The 16,072-nt window shown below is 73.7% G+C and carries 13 protein-coding genes and 1 pseudogene; 8 read left to right on the top strand and 6 right to left on the bottom strand.

Annotation, left to right across the window (positions count from 1 at the left end; genetic code table 11):
• Nucleotides 1-11: 11 nt before the first annotated feature.
• A complete protein-coding gene (locus ACWEOZ_RS09150; protein WP_451910196.1) occupies nucleotides 12-986 on the bottom strand; it encodes a methyltransferase in 975 nt (324 codons plus the stop codon).
• Nucleotides 987-1,189: 203 nt separating this feature from the next.
• Here ACWEOZ_RS09150 and ACWEOZ_RS09145 point away from each other — a divergent pair, with 203 nt between their 5' ends.
• Entirely contained in the window at nucleotides 1,190-2,920 is a 1,731-nt protein-coding gene (locus ACWEOZ_RS09145; RefSeq protein WP_451910195.1) for a serine/threonine-protein kinase, read from the top strand.
• 37 nt (nucleotides 2,921-2,957) lie between these two features.
• A complete protein-coding gene (locus ACWEOZ_RS09140) occupies nucleotides 2,958-3,578 on the top strand; it encodes a pentapeptide repeat-containing protein (protein WP_451910194.1) in 621 nt (206 codons plus the stop codon).
• 58 nt (nucleotides 3,579-3,636) lie between these two features.
• Here ACWEOZ_RS09140 and ACWEOZ_RS09135 read toward each other — a convergent pair whose 3' ends face one another.
• From ACWEOZ_RS09135 to ACWEOZ_RS09120, 4 genes are read right to left on the bottom strand one after another with little or no spacing between them, the layout of a single operon-like run.
• Nucleotides 3,637-5,748, bottom strand: coding sequence for a 3-hydroxyacyl-CoA dehydrogenase NAD-binding domain-containing protein (locus ACWEOZ_RS09135; protein ID WP_451910193.1), 2,112 nt, complete (start codon nucleotides 5,746-5,748; stop codon nucleotides 3,637-3,639).
• Nucleotides 5,745-6,968, bottom strand: a complete 1,224-nt coding sequence (locus tag ACWEOZ_RS09130; RefSeq protein WP_451910192.1) for an acetyl-CoA C-acetyltransferase — start codon at nucleotides 6,966-6,968, stop codon at nucleotides 5,745-5,747. Before ACWEOZ_RS09130 ends, ACWEOZ_RS09135 begins: the two co-directional genes overlap by 4 nt.
• Entirely contained in the window at nucleotides 6,958-8,103 is a 1,146-nt protein-coding gene (locus ACWEOZ_RS09125) for an acyl-CoA dehydrogenase family protein (protein WP_451910191.1), read from the bottom strand. The genes ACWEOZ_RS09130 and ACWEOZ_RS09125 overlap by 11 nt, the downstream gene beginning before the upstream one ends.
• A gap of 17 nt (nucleotides 8,104-8,120) precedes the next feature.
• Entirely contained in the window at nucleotides 8,121-9,035 is a 915-nt protein-coding gene (locus ACWEOZ_RS09120; RefSeq protein ID WP_451910190.1) for an alpha/beta fold hydrolase, read from the bottom strand.
• A gap of 50 nt (nucleotides 9,036-9,085) precedes the next feature.
• Between ACWEOZ_RS09120 and ACWEOZ_RS09115 the strand changes: the two genes are divergently transcribed.
• The 6 genes from ACWEOZ_RS09115 to ACWEOZ_RS09090 are packed head-to-tail and all read left to right on the top strand — an operon-like array spanning nucleotide 9,086 to nucleotide 15,694.
• Nucleotides 9,086-10,762 carry a GMC oxidoreductase gene (locus tag ACWEOZ_RS09115; protein ID WP_451910189.1) on the top strand — a complete coding sequence of 559 codons (1,677 nt, stop codon included), beginning with the start codon at nucleotides 9,086-9,088 and terminating at the stop codon, nucleotides 10,760-10,762.
• Between the two features lie 21 nt (nucleotides 10,763-10,783).
• Nucleotides 10,784-11,242, top strand: coding sequence for an HIT family protein (locus ACWEOZ_RS09110; RefSeq protein ID WP_451910188.1), 459 nt, complete (start codon nucleotides 10,784-10,786; stop codon nucleotides 11,240-11,242).
• Nucleotides 11,243-11,282: 40 nt separating this feature from the next.
• Entirely contained in the window at nucleotides 11,283-11,705 is a 423-nt protein-coding gene (locus ACWEOZ_RS09105) for a hypothetical protein (protein ID WP_451910187.1), read from the top strand.
• Between the two features lie 44 nt (nucleotides 11,706-11,749).
• Nucleotides 11,750-12,376 carry a TetR/AcrR family transcriptional regulator gene (locus tag ACWEOZ_RS09100; protein ID WP_451910186.1) on the top strand — a complete coding sequence of 209 codons (627 nt, stop codon included), beginning with the start codon at nucleotides 11,750-11,752 and terminating at the stop codon, nucleotides 12,374-12,376.
• A gap of 42 nt (nucleotides 12,377-12,418) precedes the next feature.
• On the top strand, nucleotides 12,419-14,233 hold the full coding sequence (locus ACWEOZ_RS09095; RefSeq protein ID WP_451910185.1) for an AMP-dependent synthetase/ligase: 1,815 nt from the start codon (nucleotides 12,419-12,421) through the stop codon (nucleotides 14,231-14,233).
• Nucleotides 14,234-15,694 (top strand): flavin-containing monooxygenase, encoded by a 1,461-nt coding sequence (locus tag ACWEOZ_RS09090; protein WP_451910184.1) that lies wholly within the window; start codon nucleotides 14,234-14,236, stop codon nucleotides 15,692-15,694.
• 5 nt (nucleotides 15,695-15,699) lie between these two features.
• On the opposite strand, the pseudogene ACWEOZ_RS09085 reads toward ACWEOZ_RS09090, so the two are convergent.
• Nucleotides 15,700-16,072 (bottom strand): annotated as a pseudogene (locus ACWEOZ_RS09085) (hypothetical protein); the annotation flags it as partial.

Below are 16,072 nucleotides of genomic sequence, written 5' to 3'. Positions count from 1 at the left end.
GCACTCGCAGGTCAGCCCGGGCGCACGGCGGTGAGGACGACGACGGCGATGCGCTCCGCGTGCGCGTACGCCGGCCCGTCCAGCTCCTCGCCGTAGACGTCCGGGTCCACCTCACGATAGGACCAGGTCAGGTCCGTGCCGGTCAGACGCTCGGTAGCGGCCGTCCGGAACGGGTCCTGCCCGTCCACGATGCCGGTCCCGCTGAACAGGACCAGGGAACCGCCGGGCGCCAGCCGCTTGGCGGCCGCGTCGAGGATCGCCAGGGACAGGTCGTGCCCGTGCTCGCCGCCGCCGTCGCGGTAGGCCCGGCCGGCCGGATCGATCATGAACGGCGGGTTCGAGATGATCAGGTCGAAGTCGCCGTCGATGTCGTTGAGCAGGTCACTGCGGCACGGCCGTACCCCCGGGGTCCGGGCCAGTCCGGTGTTGACCCGGGCGAAGCGCAACGCCGCGTCGTTGATGTCGACCGCCAGCACCTCGGCCTCCGGCGCGCGCTTGGCGACGGTGATCGCTCCGGCCCCGGTGCCGCAGCCGATGTCCACCGCACGGCGGACCGGCCGCTCGCGGGTCTCGACGTGGGCCGCCGCGGCGTCGGCCATCCGGTAGGTGTCCGGGCCGAAGAAGACCGAGTCGGCCGCGGCGGTCGGGAAGGCCGAGTGGACGAACAGCTCGCCGTCGTACGAGGAGAAACGGACCAGGCTCCGCCCCGTGTCACCGTCGCGGTCCAGCACACCGGCCGTGTCCATCAGCTCGACCAGCTCCGCCGGGAGCACGCCGGGGCCGAACGGGCGGCTCCACCCGAACACGTCCCGCGCGGTCCGGGCCCGGGCGTTCTCCGGGCGGTCGTTGACCCGCTGATGAGTGGCCGGCGTGACGGTGGTGAACGTGTAGCCGCTGTCCTTGAGGAGGGTCCCGAGTTGCCGTAGTGCGTTGTCGGCGGCGACATCCCTGGTCGCCACGGCAGCCGTCGTGTCGGTCATGGTCATGGCGGGCGATTGCCCCGGAACGGCCGGGTCATTCGTACCGAAATCTTGCGCCGGACCAACGAGCATCCGGGGCAATGGTGACGGCAAGTGCGATGACCTGACTCTCTACGACAGTTCGGGCACTGTGCCATTGCCGCCCCGGGCATCGACCACCACGATCGTCGTCGCCAGCGAAGCAGCCCCGGGGAAGGACACCACGACACGTGCAGCCAGACTCCACCGCGAACGGCGCAGGCCTGGACGAGCCCGCCACCGTCGACCTCAGTGGCCGGTGCGTCGGCAACTCGTACATCCTGATCTGCCCCGTCGGCCAGGGCGCGACCGGCACGGTCTGGCGCGGCATCGAGCGGACCTCCGGCGAACAGGTCGCGGTCAAGCTGCTGCACGAGGGCCTGCTGCGCCAGCCGAAACTGGTCACCCGCTTCGTGCAGGAGCGCACGATCCTGATGATGGTGCGCCACGAGCACATCGTCGGCGTCCGCGACCTGTTCAGCGCGGGCGAGTCGCTGGGCCTGGTGATGGACTTCGTCGCCGGCGGCAGCCTGCGCGAGCGGCTCCGGTCGGCCGGCACCCTCGCGCCCGCCGAGGCGGCCCGGCTGCTCGCCCAGGTGGCGGCCGCACTGGCCGAGGCGCACACCCTCGGGGTCGTGCACCGCGACGTCAAGCCGGACAACATCCTGCTCCAGACGGTGGACGGCCGCGCCGACGCGCGGCTCACCGACTTCGGCATCGCCCGCGTCGTCGACGCGGCCGGCCTCACCACCCCGCACGCGATCATCGGTACGCCGCACTACATGGCCCCCGAGGTGATCAGCGGCGCCGACGCGGGCCCGGCCGCCGACGTGTACGCGGTCGGCGTGGTCCTCTACGAGCTGCTCACCGGGCACACGCCGTACACGGGTGAGCCGCTCGCGGTGCTCCGCCACCACCTGGACGACGTGGTGGTCCGCCCGCCCGGCGTGTCCGACGCGGCCTGGGCGGTGATCGAGTCCTGCCTCGACAAGGACCCGGACCGGCGCCCGGCCGGCGACGAGCTGGCCCCGATCCTGCGGGACCTGGCCCGGATCACCGCCCGCGAGCCCGCCCTGCCCCCGCCGCTGAGCGCCCCCGAGCCGCCGCTGCCGAGCCCGGCCGTACGCGCGACCCCACCGCGCCGGAACGCCGCTCCCCGCCGCCGCCCCCCGAACCGGCCGCGCAGCTGGGTCTGGGGCCGCTCGGCGACGATCGTCGCCCTGGTCGCCGGGGCCTTGGCGGTCTCGGGCGTCGGCGGCTACACGGTCTGGAAATCCAGCGAGACCGCCGCGGCGCGCACCAGCGCCGGCGCGGCGCCCGAGAAAGGCATGGGTGCCGGGCCGAGCTTCGCGGCTCAGCCGGCGCCACCGGGGGTCCAGACCTCACAGAACCCGGCGTACGGCGGCAGCGTGCCCGGCGGCGGCGGCGCGCAGCCGACCGGTGCGGCCGTGGGCCCCTCCCCGGCCTCGCGGGGCCGCCGGGCCGGTGCCTCGGTCGGCGTGTCCGCGGGCCCGGCGGCGGTCGGGGCGTCGGCGGGACCGGGCGGGGCGCACGCCGAGGCCACCTTCGGACCGTGGCAGTGCGGCGACGAGTTGGACTGGGACGTCGGCCATCCGGTGCTGGCCCAGCCGTGCCACGCCGTGGGCGGGGCGATCAAGGTGGTCGGTCACATGCAGGCGGGCCCGGGCGTCCAGACCGACATCTCCCTGTCGGTCCGGGACGTGGCCACGGGCGAGGTGGCCGCGGGGCCGTACACCTGCAAGGCGATGATGTTCACGGACTTCGCCCCGGAACACACCTGCGGGCCGGTCGACCTGAAGGCGCCGCGCGGCCGCCGCTATGTCGTGGTGGAGTCCTGGGAGTACACCGGCCGGTTCCTGCTGCCGGGCGGCAGCGCGGTGGGCCGCGAGTTCACCTGGTGACGCAGAATTGTCGGGGGTGCCTTCTATGGTCTCCGGCATGGCTGAGCGCAGGAACGGCACCGCGGCACCCGGGACGCACAGCGTCGTGCGCACCGAGGAGTGGGACGAGGGGGCCGGCGCCGAGAAGAGGCACGAGCGCGTCGCCTTCGTCGACCTCGACCTGTGCGAGACGACGCTGCAGGCCGTCGAGTTCCAGGAGTGCACCTTCCGCGACGTGCGGTTCAACTGCTCGGCCCAGACCGACGTCGCGTTCGTCAACTGCACCTTCGTCAACTGCTCGTTCTTCGACGCCACGTTCACCCGGTGCAAGCTCGTGGGCAGCATGTTCGACCGCTGCACGTACGACATCATGACGGTCGAGGACGGCGACTGGTCGTTCGTCGGGCTGCCCCGGGCGGCGCTGGGCACGGCCACCTTCACCGGGGTCCGGATGCGCGAGGCCGACCTGACCGGGGCCCGCTGCCAGGGCGCGACGTTCCGCGGCGTCGACCTGTCCGGTGCTTCGCTGCGCGGCGCCGACTTCACCCGCGCCGACCTGCGCGGCACCGACCTGTCCGCGCTGGACCCGGCGATCACCGAGATCCGCCACGCGATCATCACCGCGGACCAGGCGGTGGTGGTCGCCATGGCGCTGGGCCTCGACGTCCGCCCGGCCTGATGCCGCAGCGGCAGGGGCGGGACGCTGATCTGCGTCCGCGCCACCTGGCCGGCCGGGGTCAGCGGCCGGCGAGCGCCGGGGGAGGGGTGAAACGATCGCCGTAGGTCTTCGCCAGTTCCGTGGCGCGCGCGGCGAAACCGGCCGGTCCGCCCGCGTACTGCTGGACGTAGCGCAGCACTCCGCCGGTCCAGGCCGGGAAGCCGATGCCGAGCAGCGAGCCGATGTCACCGTCCACCGCCGAGCGCAGCACGCCCTCGTCCCGGCAGCGCATCGCGTCCAGCGACTCGGCGAACATCATCCGTTCCTGGAGGTCGACGAGCGGGACGGCCCGGCCCTCCGCGGTGGCCAGGCGGGCGATGCCGGGCCACAGCCTGCCCCGGCTGCCGTTGTCGTAGTCGTAGAAGCCGCGGCCCGCGGCCCGTCCGGGGCGGTCGTGCTCGTCCAGCATCCGGTCGACGAAGGCGTGCGCCGGCAGCACCGGGAAGGTCCCGGCCGCGGCTGCCTCGAACTGGCGCCGGATGCGCCGGATCAGGGTCAGCGACACCTCGTCGGCCAGCGCCAGCGGCCCGGTCGGATAGCCCGCCTGCAGCGCCGCCTGCTCGATCGACGGCGCGGGAACGCCCTCGGCCAGCATGCTGATCGCCTCGTCGAGGAACCGCCCGATGACCCGGCTGGTGAAGAAGCCCCGGCCGTCGTTGACCACGATCGGGGTCTTGCCGATGCGCCGGCCCAGATCGAAAGCGCGGGCCAGGGCCGCGTCGCCGGTCTGCCGCCCGACCACGATCTCCAGCAGCGGCATCCGGTCGACCGGGGAGAAGAAGTGCATGCCGATGAAGTCAGCCGGCCGGCTCACCCCTTCGGCCAGGCCGGTGATGGGCAGCGTGGAGGTGTTCGAGGCGAGCAGCGCGTCCGGCGCCAGCACCGGCTCGACCTCGGCGAAGACGGCGTGCTTGAGAGCGGGGTCCTCGAAGACGGCCTCGATGACGGCGTCGCAACCGGCCAGCGCGGCCACGTCGGCCGTCGCGGTGATCCGGGCCAGCACGGCGGCGGCCCGCTCCGCGTCCAGGCGGCCCTTACCCACGTCGCGGGCCAGCAGCTTCTCGGCGTGCGTGCGACCCCGCCGGGCGGCCTCCTCGGTGACGTCCTTGAGGACGACGGGCAGACCGGCGCGGGCACACGCGTAGGCGATCCCGGCACCCATCATGCCCGCACCCAGCACCGCCACCCGGGTCACCGGCGGGACCTCGACCGCGGGCCGGCTCGCGCCGTCGTTGACCGCCTTCAGGTCGAAGAAGAACGCCCCGATCATGTTCTTGGCGATCTGCCCGGTCAGCAACGAGACCAGGTAGCGGGTCTCCACCGTCAGCGCGGTGTCCAGGTCGACCTGGGTGCCCTCGACCGCGGCGGCCAGGATCGCCTCCGGCGCCGGCAGGCGGCCCTTCAGCTGCTTGCGCAGATTCGCCGGGTACGCCGGCAGCTGTGCGGCCAGTTCGCGGCCGCCGCCGGGGATCCGGTATCCGGGCCGGTCCCAGGGCTGGGCCGCGTCGGGGTGCGCGGCGATCCAGTCCCGCGCCCCGGCCAGCATCTCCTCGGCGGTGTCCACGACCTCGTCCACCAGGCCGGCGGCACGGGCGGCGGCGGGTCGCAGCTGGCGCCCGGTCAGCAGGAGGGTCGTCAGGGCGTCGGCCAGGCCCAGCATCCGTACGGTCCGGGTCACGCCCCCCGCCCCCGGCAGCAGGCCGAGGGTGACCTCCGGGAAGCCGATCCGGGAGCCCGGCGCGTCCAGCGCGATCCGGTGGTGGCAGGCCAGCGCGATCTCGAGCCCACCGCCCAGCGCGGAGCCGTTGACCGCCGCGACCACCGGGCGGCCCAGCGTCTCCAGCCGGCGCAGGTCCGCCTTGATCGTGGTGAGCAGCGCGGTCAGCGCCGGCGCGTCCGCCGGGGTCGCCCTGATCATCTCGGGCAGGTCCCCACCGGCGAAGAACGTCCGCTTGGCGCTGGCGACGATGACCCCGGTGATCTCGTCCCGCTCGGCCTCGAGCCGGTCGACGGCCGCGGTCATCGAGGCCGCGTAGGCCCGGTTCATGGTGTTGGCCGACTGGCCCGGGTCGTCCAGGGTGAGCGTGACGACGCCGCCGGGATCACGGTCGTAGCGGACGGTGCCGGTCATGAGCACCTCTCGATGATCGTGGCGACGCCCATGCCGCCGCCGATGCACAGGGTGACCAGGGCGCGCTGCCGGTCCCGGCGTTCCAGCTCGTCCAGGGCGGTGCCGAGCAGCATCGCGCCGGTGGCCCCGAGCGGATGGCCCAGCGCGATGGCCCCGCCGTTCACGTTGACCCGCTCGGGATCCAGCTCCAGCTCGCGGATGTACTTGAGCACCACCGCCGCGAACGCCTCGTTGATCTCGAAGAGGTCGATGTCGTCGACGCCGAGCCCGGCGGTGGCCAGCGCCTTGCGGGTGGCCGGGATCGGCCCGGTCAGCATCAGCGTCGGGTCGGCCCCGCTGACGGCCGCGGCGACGATCCGCCCACGCGGCGTCAGCCCGAGCTCCCGCCCGCCCGTGTCGGAGCCGATCAGCACCAGGGCCGCCCCGTCGACGATCCCGGAGGAGTTCCCGGCGTGGTGCACATGCTCGATCTCCTCCAGCCAGTGGAACTTCTGCAACGCCACCGCGTCGAAGCCGCCCGCCGCGCCGATCCCGGCGAAGGAGGGGCTGAGCTCGGCGAGACCTTCCCGGGTCGTGTCCGGGCGCAGATGCTCGTCCACGGCGAGGACCACCCCACCGGTACGGTCGAGCACCGGCACGACCGACCGCGCGAAGTGCCCACCGGCCCACGCCTTGGCCGCCCGCTCCTGTGACCGCAGCGCGTACGCGTCCACGTCGTCCCGGCTGAAGCCCTCCAGCGTGGCGATCAGGTCGGCGCTGATGCCCTGCGGCACGAAGGAGGTGGCCAGCGCGGTCTCGGGGTCCATCGCCCAGGCACCGCCGTCGGAGCCCATCGGCACCCGCGACATCGACTCGACCCCGCCGGCCAGCACCAGGTGGTCCCACCCCGAGCGCACCTTCGCCGCGGCGATGTTGACCGCCTCCAAGCCCGAGGCACAGAAGCGGTTGAGCTGGACCCCGCCGACGTGGTCGGGCAGGCCGGCCAGCAGCGCCGCCGCCCGGGGCAGGTCGCCGCCCTGCTCGCCGATCGGCGTGACGATGCCCATGACCAGGTCGTCCAGCCGGTCGGTGTCGAGGCCGGGCAGCCGGTCCCGCACGGCGTCGATGAGCCCGACGGTCAACGAGATCGGCTTGACGCCGTGCAGCGATCCCGTGGCCCGCCCCCGCCCGCGCGGCGTCCGCACCGTGTCGTAGACGTACGCCTGACCGTCAGAGCGCACGGGCGATCAGCTCCTTCATGATCTCGTTGGTGCCGCCGTAGATCTTCTGGGCGCGGGCATCGGCGTACATCTGGGCGATGGGATATTCGGTCGTGTAGCCGTAGCCGCCGAACAGCTGGAGGCAGCGGTCGACCACCTCGCACTGCCCCTCGGTGAGCCAGTACTTGGCCATCGCCGCGGTGGCGACGTCCAGCTCGCCGCGGAGGTGCCGGGCGATGCAGTCGTCGAGGAAGACCCGGCCGGCCCGGGTGCGGGTGGCGCACTCGGCCAGCACCATGCGGGTGTTCTGATGCCCGATGAGCGGCTTGCCGAAGGCGGTGCGCTCCTTGACGTAGGCGACGGTCAGGTCGATCGCGCGTTCCATGGCGGCCACCGCGCCGATGCCGATGACCAGGCGCTCCTGCGGGAGCTGGCCCATGAGCTGGGCGAAGCCGAGGCCCTCGGTGCCGCCGAGCAGGTTGGTCGCCGGCACCCGGAAGTCGTCGAAGAACAGCTCGGCGGTGTCGTTGCCCTTGAGCCCGATCTTGGAGAGCAACCGGCCACGGCGGAAACCCGGGCCGGCGTCGCCGACTTCGCAGAGCAGCAGGGAGACGCCGGACGCGCGCTGGGCGGGATCGGTCTTGGCGGCCAGGATGACCAGATCGGCCAGGCCGCCGTTGCTGATGAACGTCTTCGCGCCGGTGACCACGTAGTCGTCGCCGTCGCGGATGGCCCGGGTGCGCATGGCCTGCAGGTCCGAGCCACCGTCCGGTTCGGTCATCGCGATCGCGCCGACCAGGTCGCCGGCGCACAGGCCGGGCAGCCAGCGCTGCTTCTGCTCCTCGGTGCCGTACGCGACCAGGTAGCCGGTGACGATGCCGCTGTGGACGGCCAGGCCGAGACTGCTGTCGCCCGCGCGCGTCTGCTCCTCGAGCAGCACGGCCTCGTGGGTGAAGGTGCCGCCTCCGCCGCCGTACCCGACCGGCACGGAGAGGCCGAGCAGGCCCAGCTCACCGGCCTTGCGGTAGTGCTCGCGGTCGGGGTGACCCTGGGCCAGCACCCGGTCGGCGTGCGGCAGGACCTCCTTGGTGAAGAAGGCCCGGACCAGATCGGCGAGCTCGTCGTGCTCCGGCTCGCGCCACGGTGAGACTCCCATGGGTCCACCTTGGTCAGTTATTGGCGGACTGTCAATAGCTCGGTGCAGCGGGCCGGGTCATCCGCGAACGGCAGGTGCCCGGCGCCCGGCAGCAGGACGTGCCGCGCGGCGGGCAGCTCCTCGCGGGCCCGGGCGGCCTGGCGGCGGTGGGGCAGGACCAGGTCTCGCGTACCCCAGGCGATCGTGACCGGGATGCCGGCAAGCGCACCGGGATCGGCGCCGACCGGCAAGCGCCAGACGCCGAAGGCCCGGCGCGCGGCGGCGAAGCCGGGCGCCCGGGACAGGGCGCGGGCCGAGCCGAGGCAGTCCTCGGGCGACAGCCGGCCCGGGTGGCCGTAGAAGATGCCGCAGAGGGCGACGCGGCCGGCCCGGGTGGCGAAGATACGGGGAAGTGCGGGCCCGAGGGCCGCGCTGAGGACGCGGGCGCCGCCGACGACGGCCTGGCACCAGCGGCGGCCCGCCGGTCGCCAGAAGCCCACCGAGGCGAACGCGGTGACGGCTGACGCGCGGCCGCGGCGGCCGAGCTCGAGGGCGATGCCGCCGCCGAGGGAGCTGCCGGCCAGCTCGGGACGGTCCAGGCCGAGCTCGTCGAGGAACGCGGCCACCAGGTCGGCCAGGTGATCCACCGAGCCGGGGGCCGGGAAGCTCCCGACGGCCGCCGGGCCGTCGCCGGGTGCCGGGGCGGCCGGTTCGCGGAATTCGGTTGGGTCGGCCGCTGGCGCCGGACCGGAGGCTGGGTGTCCGCCGCCGGGCAGCGCGGGCGAGGGCGGCGGCCAGAGGGGCGAGTCGCCGAAGCCGGGGAGGTCGATCGCGATCACCTCGCGGTGGCGGGTCAGCTCCGCGAACAGCGGCTCCCAGACCTGGCGGCGGCTGCCCAGCCCGTGGATCAGGACCAGTGCGGGTCCGCTGCCGCGGCGATCATGGGCCAGCATCGCCGCACCCCCTTGTTGACAGCCCGACAATAGCGGTGCCACGGTAACTCATGGCGTACGACTACGACGTCCTGGTCATCGGCTCCGGCTTCGGCGGGGGTGTCACCGCGCTGCGGCTGACCGAGAAGGGGTACCGGGTCGGCGTCCTCGAAGCGGGCCGGCGTTTCACGGACGAGCAGTTCGCCAAGACCTCCTGGCGGCTGCGCGACTACGTCTACGCTCCCGCGCTCGGCTGCTACGGCATTCTGCGGCTGACCCTGCTGCGCGACGTGCTGGTCATGTCCGGCGCCGGGGTCGGTGGCGGTTCCCTGGGGTACGCCAACACGCTCTACGAGCCGCCCGCCGCGTTCTTCGCCGACCCGCAGTGGGCGTCCATCACCGACTGGAAGGCCGAACTGGCGCCGTACTACGACCAGGCCAAGCGGATGCTGGGCGTGGTCACCAACCCCGTCGAGACGTACGCCGACGTCACGCTGCGGGCGGTCGCCGAGGACCTCGGGGTCGGGCACACGTACCGGCGTACCCCCGTGGGTGTGCTCTTCGGTGAGCGGCCCGGCGCGGCCGTGCCGGACCCTTTCTTCGGCGGGGCCGGGCCGGCCCGCCGGGCCTGCACCTCCTGCGGCGCCTGCATGACCGGCTGCCGGATCGGCGCCAAGAACACCGTGACCAAGAACTACCTGTACCTGGCCGAGGCGGCCGGCGCGGCGGTGCACCCGCTGACCACAGTGGTCGCGGTCCGGCCGCGGCCGGGCGGCGGGTACGAGGTCGACACGCGCGCCACCGGCAGCCCCCGCCGGCGCACCCGCCGCTTCACCGCCGAGCAGGTGGTCTTCGCCGCCGGCGCGCTCGGCACCCAGCGGCTGCTGCACCGGATGCGCGACCGTGGCCTGCTGCCCGCGGTCTCGGACCGGCTCGGCGAACTGAGCCGCACCAACTCCGAATCCATCCTGGGCGCCCGCACCCGCCGCCGCGACCTCGACGTGAGCCGCGGCGTGGCGATCACCTCGTCCATCCACCCGGACCCGGTCACCCACGTCGAACCGGTGCGCTACGGCCGGGGCAGCAACCTGCTGGCCCTGCTCGCCACGGTGCTGGTGGACGACACCGGCGGTGGCCGGCGCTGGGTGGCCGGCCTGCGCCACCTCGCCCGCGGCTGGCGCGACCTGCGGCTGCTGGCCGTGCCCCGGCGCTGGTCGCAGCAGACCATCGTGCTGCTCGCGATGCAACCGCTGGACAACTCGGTCACCGTGCACACCACCCGGTCGCTGCTCGGCCGCCGCCGGCTGACCACCCGTCCCGGCGTCGGCGAACCGAACCCGGCCTGGGTGCCGGCCGCCCACGACGTCGCCCGCCGGGTCGCCGAGAAGATCGACGGGGTCCCGCTGGGCGCGGTCACCGAACTGGTCGGCCGGCCGGTGACCGGCCACTTCATCGGCGGCTGCGCCATCGGCGCCGGCCCGGCGACCGGCGTGGTCGATCCCTACCAGCGCCTGTACGGCCACCCGGGCCTGCACGTGATCGACGGCTCGGTGGTCGCGGCGAACCTGGGGGTGAACCCGTCGCTGACCATCACGGCGCTGGCCGAACGGGCGGTGGCGTTGTGGCCCAACGCGGGGGAGCCGGATCCGCGGCCGCCGTCGGGGGCGCCTTATGTGCGGGTGGCCCCGGTGCCGCCGCGGTGTCCGGCGGTGCCGGCGTCGGCCCCGGCGGCGCTGCGCTTGGTCTGACGGCCGGGATAGCTTGCCGGGATGGACTGCTACGCCTGCCGGAACAACGATCGATTCGACCGGCTGCCCCCACGGGAGCGGATCGCCGCTGATTCGTACTGGCGCGTGGCGCACGACTTCACCAGCGCTCTCCCGGGCTGGCTGATCCTTGTGCCACGCCGGCACGTCACCGCGATCGCGGCGCTCACCGACGCCGAAGCGGCCGCGCTGGGCACCTGGCAGGTGCGCCTCTCCCGCGCGCTCGGCCTGGTCACCGGATGCGTGAAGACCTACGTCATGCAGTTCGCTGAGAAGGACGGCTTCGCCCACGTCCACTTCCATGTCGTGCCGCGCATGCCGGACCTTCCCGTGGAACGTCGCGGTCCCGGCATATTCCGGTATCTCACCCCGGGATCGACCGACGACCGGCTGGCCGAGGAGCAACGAGACGACCTGGCCCTGGCCATCCGAGCCGCGCTCGATGATCTCGAGCACCACTAGCCGGATCGGCCGCCGGCTGTCGGCTGGAAACGGGGATGGCATGAAGGTTCTGCTGGACGCTGCGCCCGAGCTGGACGACACGCGGGACGAGATCGTCGAGGTGTCGTTCCGCCGTACCCGTCGGGAGGTGCACCTGCTGGGGCTCGACGACGACACGCCGCACCCGCTCGGCCTGCCACCGGGCGACCACCGCGTCCGGTGCAGCGTCCGCGGCATCGACGAGGCCGACCACAGCGAGGAAGCGCCGGACGCGTACCTGCTGCAGTTCTGTCCGGCTCCGCCGGCACCGGACCGCATCCTGCGCCGGACCAGCCCTCGGGCCGCCCTCTGGCACCGCGCCCACCGCGGCCGGCCGCTGGCGCCGGCCGAGCAGGACGCGGAGGACCACGTCGTGGCCGGCTGCCCGCAGTTCCTGGACGATCTCCGCACCACATTCCCGCAATGTCGACGACGGGGACGCTGACCGGGCCGACGGCGATGCGGGCTCCCGGCGGATAAGGTCGCCGGGTGACCGTCGATGCAGCGCAGACCCGCAGACGCCTGGAGCCGGACGTCCGCCGCGGGCAGATTCTTGCCTGTGCGGTCCGGCTTTTCGGTGAGCGGCCCTACGCCGAGGTCTCCACCACCGACATCGCCCGCGCCGCCGGGGTGGCCCGGGGGCTGATCAACCACTATTTCGGCACCAAGAAGGACCTGTATCTCGAGGTCATCCGGGTCATGCTGACCATTCCCGAGGTGGCCGTGCAGAGCCTGCCCGCCGGTGATCTGCGCACCCGGGTCGACGCCAGCGTGTCCTGGTTCCTCGACGTGGTCTCCCGGCACAGCACGTCCTGGCTCGCCGCCGCCACCGCGGCCGGCACCGGCCGGGATGTCGATGTGGAGCGGGTGCTGGCCGAGGCGGAGGACACCGCCGCCGAGTACGTGCTGATCGCGGTCGGGCTGGCTGAGGTGGCCGAGCACCGGGCGGAGCTGCGGGGCATGATCCGGGCGTACGTCGGCATGGCCACCGCCACCGCCAAGGAGTGGCTCAACCGGGACGCCCTGACCCGCGCGCAGGTGCATCTGCTGCTCGCGACGACGTTGCTGGCCATCGTCGAGCAGGTCATTCCGACGGTGGTCACGCCGGCCCGCTGACCCTATTGGCAACCTGTCAACAGCTTGCTAACGTTCGGCACCATGACGGCCACCCCGGGTGGCACCGCCACCTCCCCGCCCGTTCCGTCCACCATGTGCGCCGCCTTTCAGGCCACCGTGCGGCGCATGCCCGACGCCGTCGCCCTGCGCACGGTCGGCGGCACCACCTCCTTCACCTGGGCGCAGTACGCCGCCCAGGTGCACGCCATCGCCGCCGGGCTCGCGGCCCTGAGCGTCGGCCGCGGTGACACCGTGGCTCTGCTGCTCACCAACCGCCCGGAGTTCCACCTGGTCGACACCGCCGCCCAGCACCTGGGCGCCGTCCCGTTCTCCTGCTACCACAGTTCCTCACCCGAGCAGATCAGCCACCTGCTGACCGTCTCCGGCGCCCGGGTGGTGATCACCGAACGCCGCCTGGCCGGCCTGCTGACCGGCAGCGCAGCCCCCGGCCCGGCGCCGGACGGCGCCGAACAGCACGGGCAGCCCGACCGGGCCGACCGCGACGGAAAGGAACCGGAGAAGCCACCCCGCATCATCGTGCTCGACGGAAAGTCCGGGCTCGACGAAAAGCCCGGGATCGGCGGTGAGGCGGCGGACTTCACTCTGGACGACCTCATCGCCGGCGGCCGACCCGATTTCGACCTCGACGCCTCCTGGCACGCGGTCCGCCCCGACGATCTCCTGACCCTCGTCTACACCTCCGGCACCACCGGCGCCCCCAAAGGCGTGGAGGTCACTCACGCCGGCATGGTCGCCATGGCCACCGCCAGCGCGCCCCTGCTCGGCATGCGCGCCGGCGACCGGCTGATCTCGTTCCTGCCGTCGGCGCACATCGCCGACCGCTGGGCCAACCACTACCTGCACACCTGGACCGGCACCGAGGTGACCACGCTGGCCGACCCGCGGGAGATCGTCGGCGCCCTGCGCGACGTGCGGCCCACGCTGTTCGGTGGCGTGCCGCAGGTGTGGCAGCGCCTGGTCGCCGGGGTCCGCGGTATGCCCGGGCTGGCTCCGGCCGTCGACGTCGGCCACCGCTACCAGCAGGCCCGGCGCGCCGGTGAGGTGCCCGCCGAGCTGGCCGCGGCGTACCGGATGGCCGACGAGCAGGCGCTGAGCACCGTCCGCGCCCGGCTCGGTCTCGACCAGGTCCGCCTGGCCATCACCGCTGCCGCGCCCGCGCCGCGCTGGGTGGTGGAGTACGTCAACGCGCTCGGCGTCCCGCTCAGCGAGGCCTGGGGCATGTCCGAGCTCTCCGGCATGGCCACCATGAACCCGCCGGACGCGATCCGCCCCGGCACGGTCGGCCGGCCGCTCCCCGGGGTCGAGGTCCGCCTGGCCGCCGACGGCGAGCTGCTGGTCCGCGGGCCGATGATGATGCGCGGCTACCGCGACCGGCCGGACGACACGAGAGCCGTCCTGGACGCCGACGGGTGGCTGTCCACCGGCGACATCGCCACGATGGACGGCGACGGCTGCCTGAGCATCGTCGACCGCAAGAAGGAACTGCTGATCACCTCCGGTGGGGAGAACATCGCCCCGGCGCTGGTCGAGCTGGCCATCAAGGCGCACTGCCCGCAGGTCGCGCAGGCCGTGGTCGTGGGCGACGCCCGGCCGCACCTGGTCGCTCTGCTGGTGCTCGACTCCGAGGCACCGGCGGACGCGACCGCCGCGGTCGCGGCCGGGATGCGGGCGGCCAACGCGACGTTGTCGCGGGCCGAGCAGGTACGGGCGTACGCGATCCTGACCGACGCCTGGCCGCCGGGCGGCGAGCTGGTCACCCCGACCATGAAGGTACGGCGGCGCCCGGTGCTGCGCGCCTACGCCGAGCGCATCGACGCCCTGTACGCGGAGAAGTGAGTGCCACCCCGGATCGCGATCATCGGCGCCGGTTTCGGCGGGGTGGCCGTCGCCGCGGCGTTGCGCCGGGCCGGGTACCACGACTTCGTGCTGCTGGAGAAGGCCGAGCGGCTGGGTGGGGTGTGGCGGGACAACGCGTACCCGGGCTGCGCCTGTGATGTCCCCGCCCCGCTCTACTCGTTCTCCTTCGCGCCGAATCCGGACTGGTCACGGCGTTTCCCGCCGCACTCGGAGATCCTGGCCTACCTGCACCGGTGCGTCACCGACCTGGGCCTGACCCCGCACCTGCGGCTGGGCGCCGAGGTCACCGGGGCCGAGTGGGACGAGCAGGGGTCCTGCTGGCGGCTGGCGATCGCGGACGGCACCGAGGTGGTCGCCGATGTGCTCGTACCGGCGGTCGGGCAGTTGTCCCGGCCCGTCATTCCGTTGCTGCCCGGCGCCGCGCGGTTCCGCGGCCCGGCGTTGCACACCGCCCGCTGGGATCCCGCGCTGCGGATCGACGGCCGGACGGTAGCGGTCGTCGGGACCGGCGCCAGCGCCATCCAGCTCGTTCCCGCGATCGCCGGTACGGCCGCCCGGGTCGTCGTCTTCCAGCGCAGTGCACCGTGGACGCTGCCCAAGCCGGACCGCCGCTACAGCGCGCTGCGCCGGGCCCTGTACCGGCGGGTGCCCGCGCTGATGCGACCGCCGCGCGCCGGCACCTGGGCCATGACGGTGTTCACCGGCGCGGCCGTGCTCGGCAATCGGGCCGCCGGAGCGTTCCTGCGGACCGCCTCACGCACCCAGCGCTGGTGGCAGGTCCGTGACCGGCGGTTGCGGGCGCAGGTGACGCCGGACGAGCCGATGGGCTGCAAGCGGGTGCTGTTCACCAGCGCCTGGCTGCCCACGCTGGCCCGTCCGGACGTCGACCTGGTGACCGCGCCGATCGCGGCGGTCACCGAGACCGGGATCCGCACCGCCGACGGGGTCGAGCACCCGTGCGACGTGCTGGTGTACGGCACCGGCTTCGCGGCCACCGAGTTCCTCACCCCGATGCGGGTGACCGGGCGCGGCGGGGCGCGGCTCGACGAGGTGTGGCGGGACGGCGCGCACGCGTACCTGGGGATGGCCGTGCCCGACTTCCCCAACATGTTCCTGGTCTACGGGCCGAACACGAACACCGGCAACACCTCGGTGGTCTACTTCCACGAGGCCCAGGCCCGCTACATCGTGCAGGCCGTACGCGCCCTCGCCGCCGGTGCGCAGCCCCTGGACGTACGCCCGGAAGTGGCCGCCGCCTACGACGCCGAGCTGCAGTCCCGCCTGGCCGGCAGCGTCTGGACCGCGTGCAGCAGCTGGTACCGCACGCCCAGCGGCCGGGTCGTCACCAACTGGCCCGGGATGGCGGGGGAGTACCGCCGCCGCACGGCCCGCCTACGTCCGGGCGACTTCCGCGTGGCCGGCCAGCCCGGGCAGTCGTGATGCGGTCAGGGCCAGGTGGCGGCCGGGGCCGGAGCCGCGGTGCCGAAGCGCAGCCGGAAGTCGGTGAGCGTCAAGGTCAGCAGCGGACGCCGCCCGGCGAGGTAGCCCAGGGGCCCGCCCGCCCCCAGGCGCCAGGTGGCCGTGCCGAGGCGCAACCCGGCGCTACCCCGTACCGGAGTGCGCAGGATCCGGTCGCCCAGGGCCTGGACCACCGACAGCGGCGTCGGCCAGCGGCCGGGCAGCCGCAGGCCGGGCCGCACGGAGGCCGAGCCGATCGGGGCCCGCGACCGCACTGCTACTTCGAATGGGCGGAGGGCAGCCCACTGGTGCACCTGTTCCGCTATCTGCTGCTGGGCCGGGGCGACACGGCGCCGGTGG

Source organism: Actinoplanes sp. NPDC004185 (genome assembly GCF_053603475.1).
Note: the sequence above shows the minus strand (reverse complement) of the source record. Positions and strands in the feature narration are given on the sequence as shown.

Coding starts and splice junctions, on each gene's coding strand:
- ACWEOZ_RS09150 (WP_451910196.1), bottom strand. CDS start 986: ATGACCATGACCGACACGACGGCTGCCGTGGCGACCAGGGATGTCGCC.
- ACWEOZ_RS09140 (WP_451910194.1), top strand. CDS start 2,958: ATGGCTGAGCGCAGGAACGGCACCGCGGCACCCGGGACGCACAGCGTC.
- ACWEOZ_RS09135 (WP_451910193.1), bottom strand. CDS start 5,748: ATGACCGGCACCGTCCGCTACGACCGTGATCCCGGCGGCGTCGTCACG.
- ACWEOZ_RS09125 (WP_451910191.1), bottom strand. CDS start 8,103: ATGGGAGTCTCACCGTGGCGCGAGCCGGAGCACGACGAGCTCGCCGAT.
- ACWEOZ_RS09120 (WP_451910190.1), bottom strand. CDS start 9,035: ATGCTGGCCCATGATCGCCGCGGCAGCGGACCCGCACTGGTCCTGATC.
- ACWEOZ_RS09115 (WP_451910189.1), top strand. CDS start 9,086: ATGGCGTACGACTACGACGTCCTGGTCATCGGCTCCGGCTTCGGCGGG.
- ACWEOZ_RS09110 (WP_451910188.1), top strand. CDS start 10,784: ATGGACTGCTACGCCTGCCGGAACAACGATCGATTCGACCGGCTGCCC.
- ACWEOZ_RS09105 (WP_451910187.1), top strand. CDS start 11,283: ATGAAGGTTCTGCTGGACGCTGCGCCCGAGCTGGACGACACGCGGGAC.
- ACWEOZ_RS09095 (WP_451910185.1), top strand. CDS start 12,419: ATGACGGCCACCCCGGGTGGCACCGCCACCTCCCCGCCCGTTCCGTCC.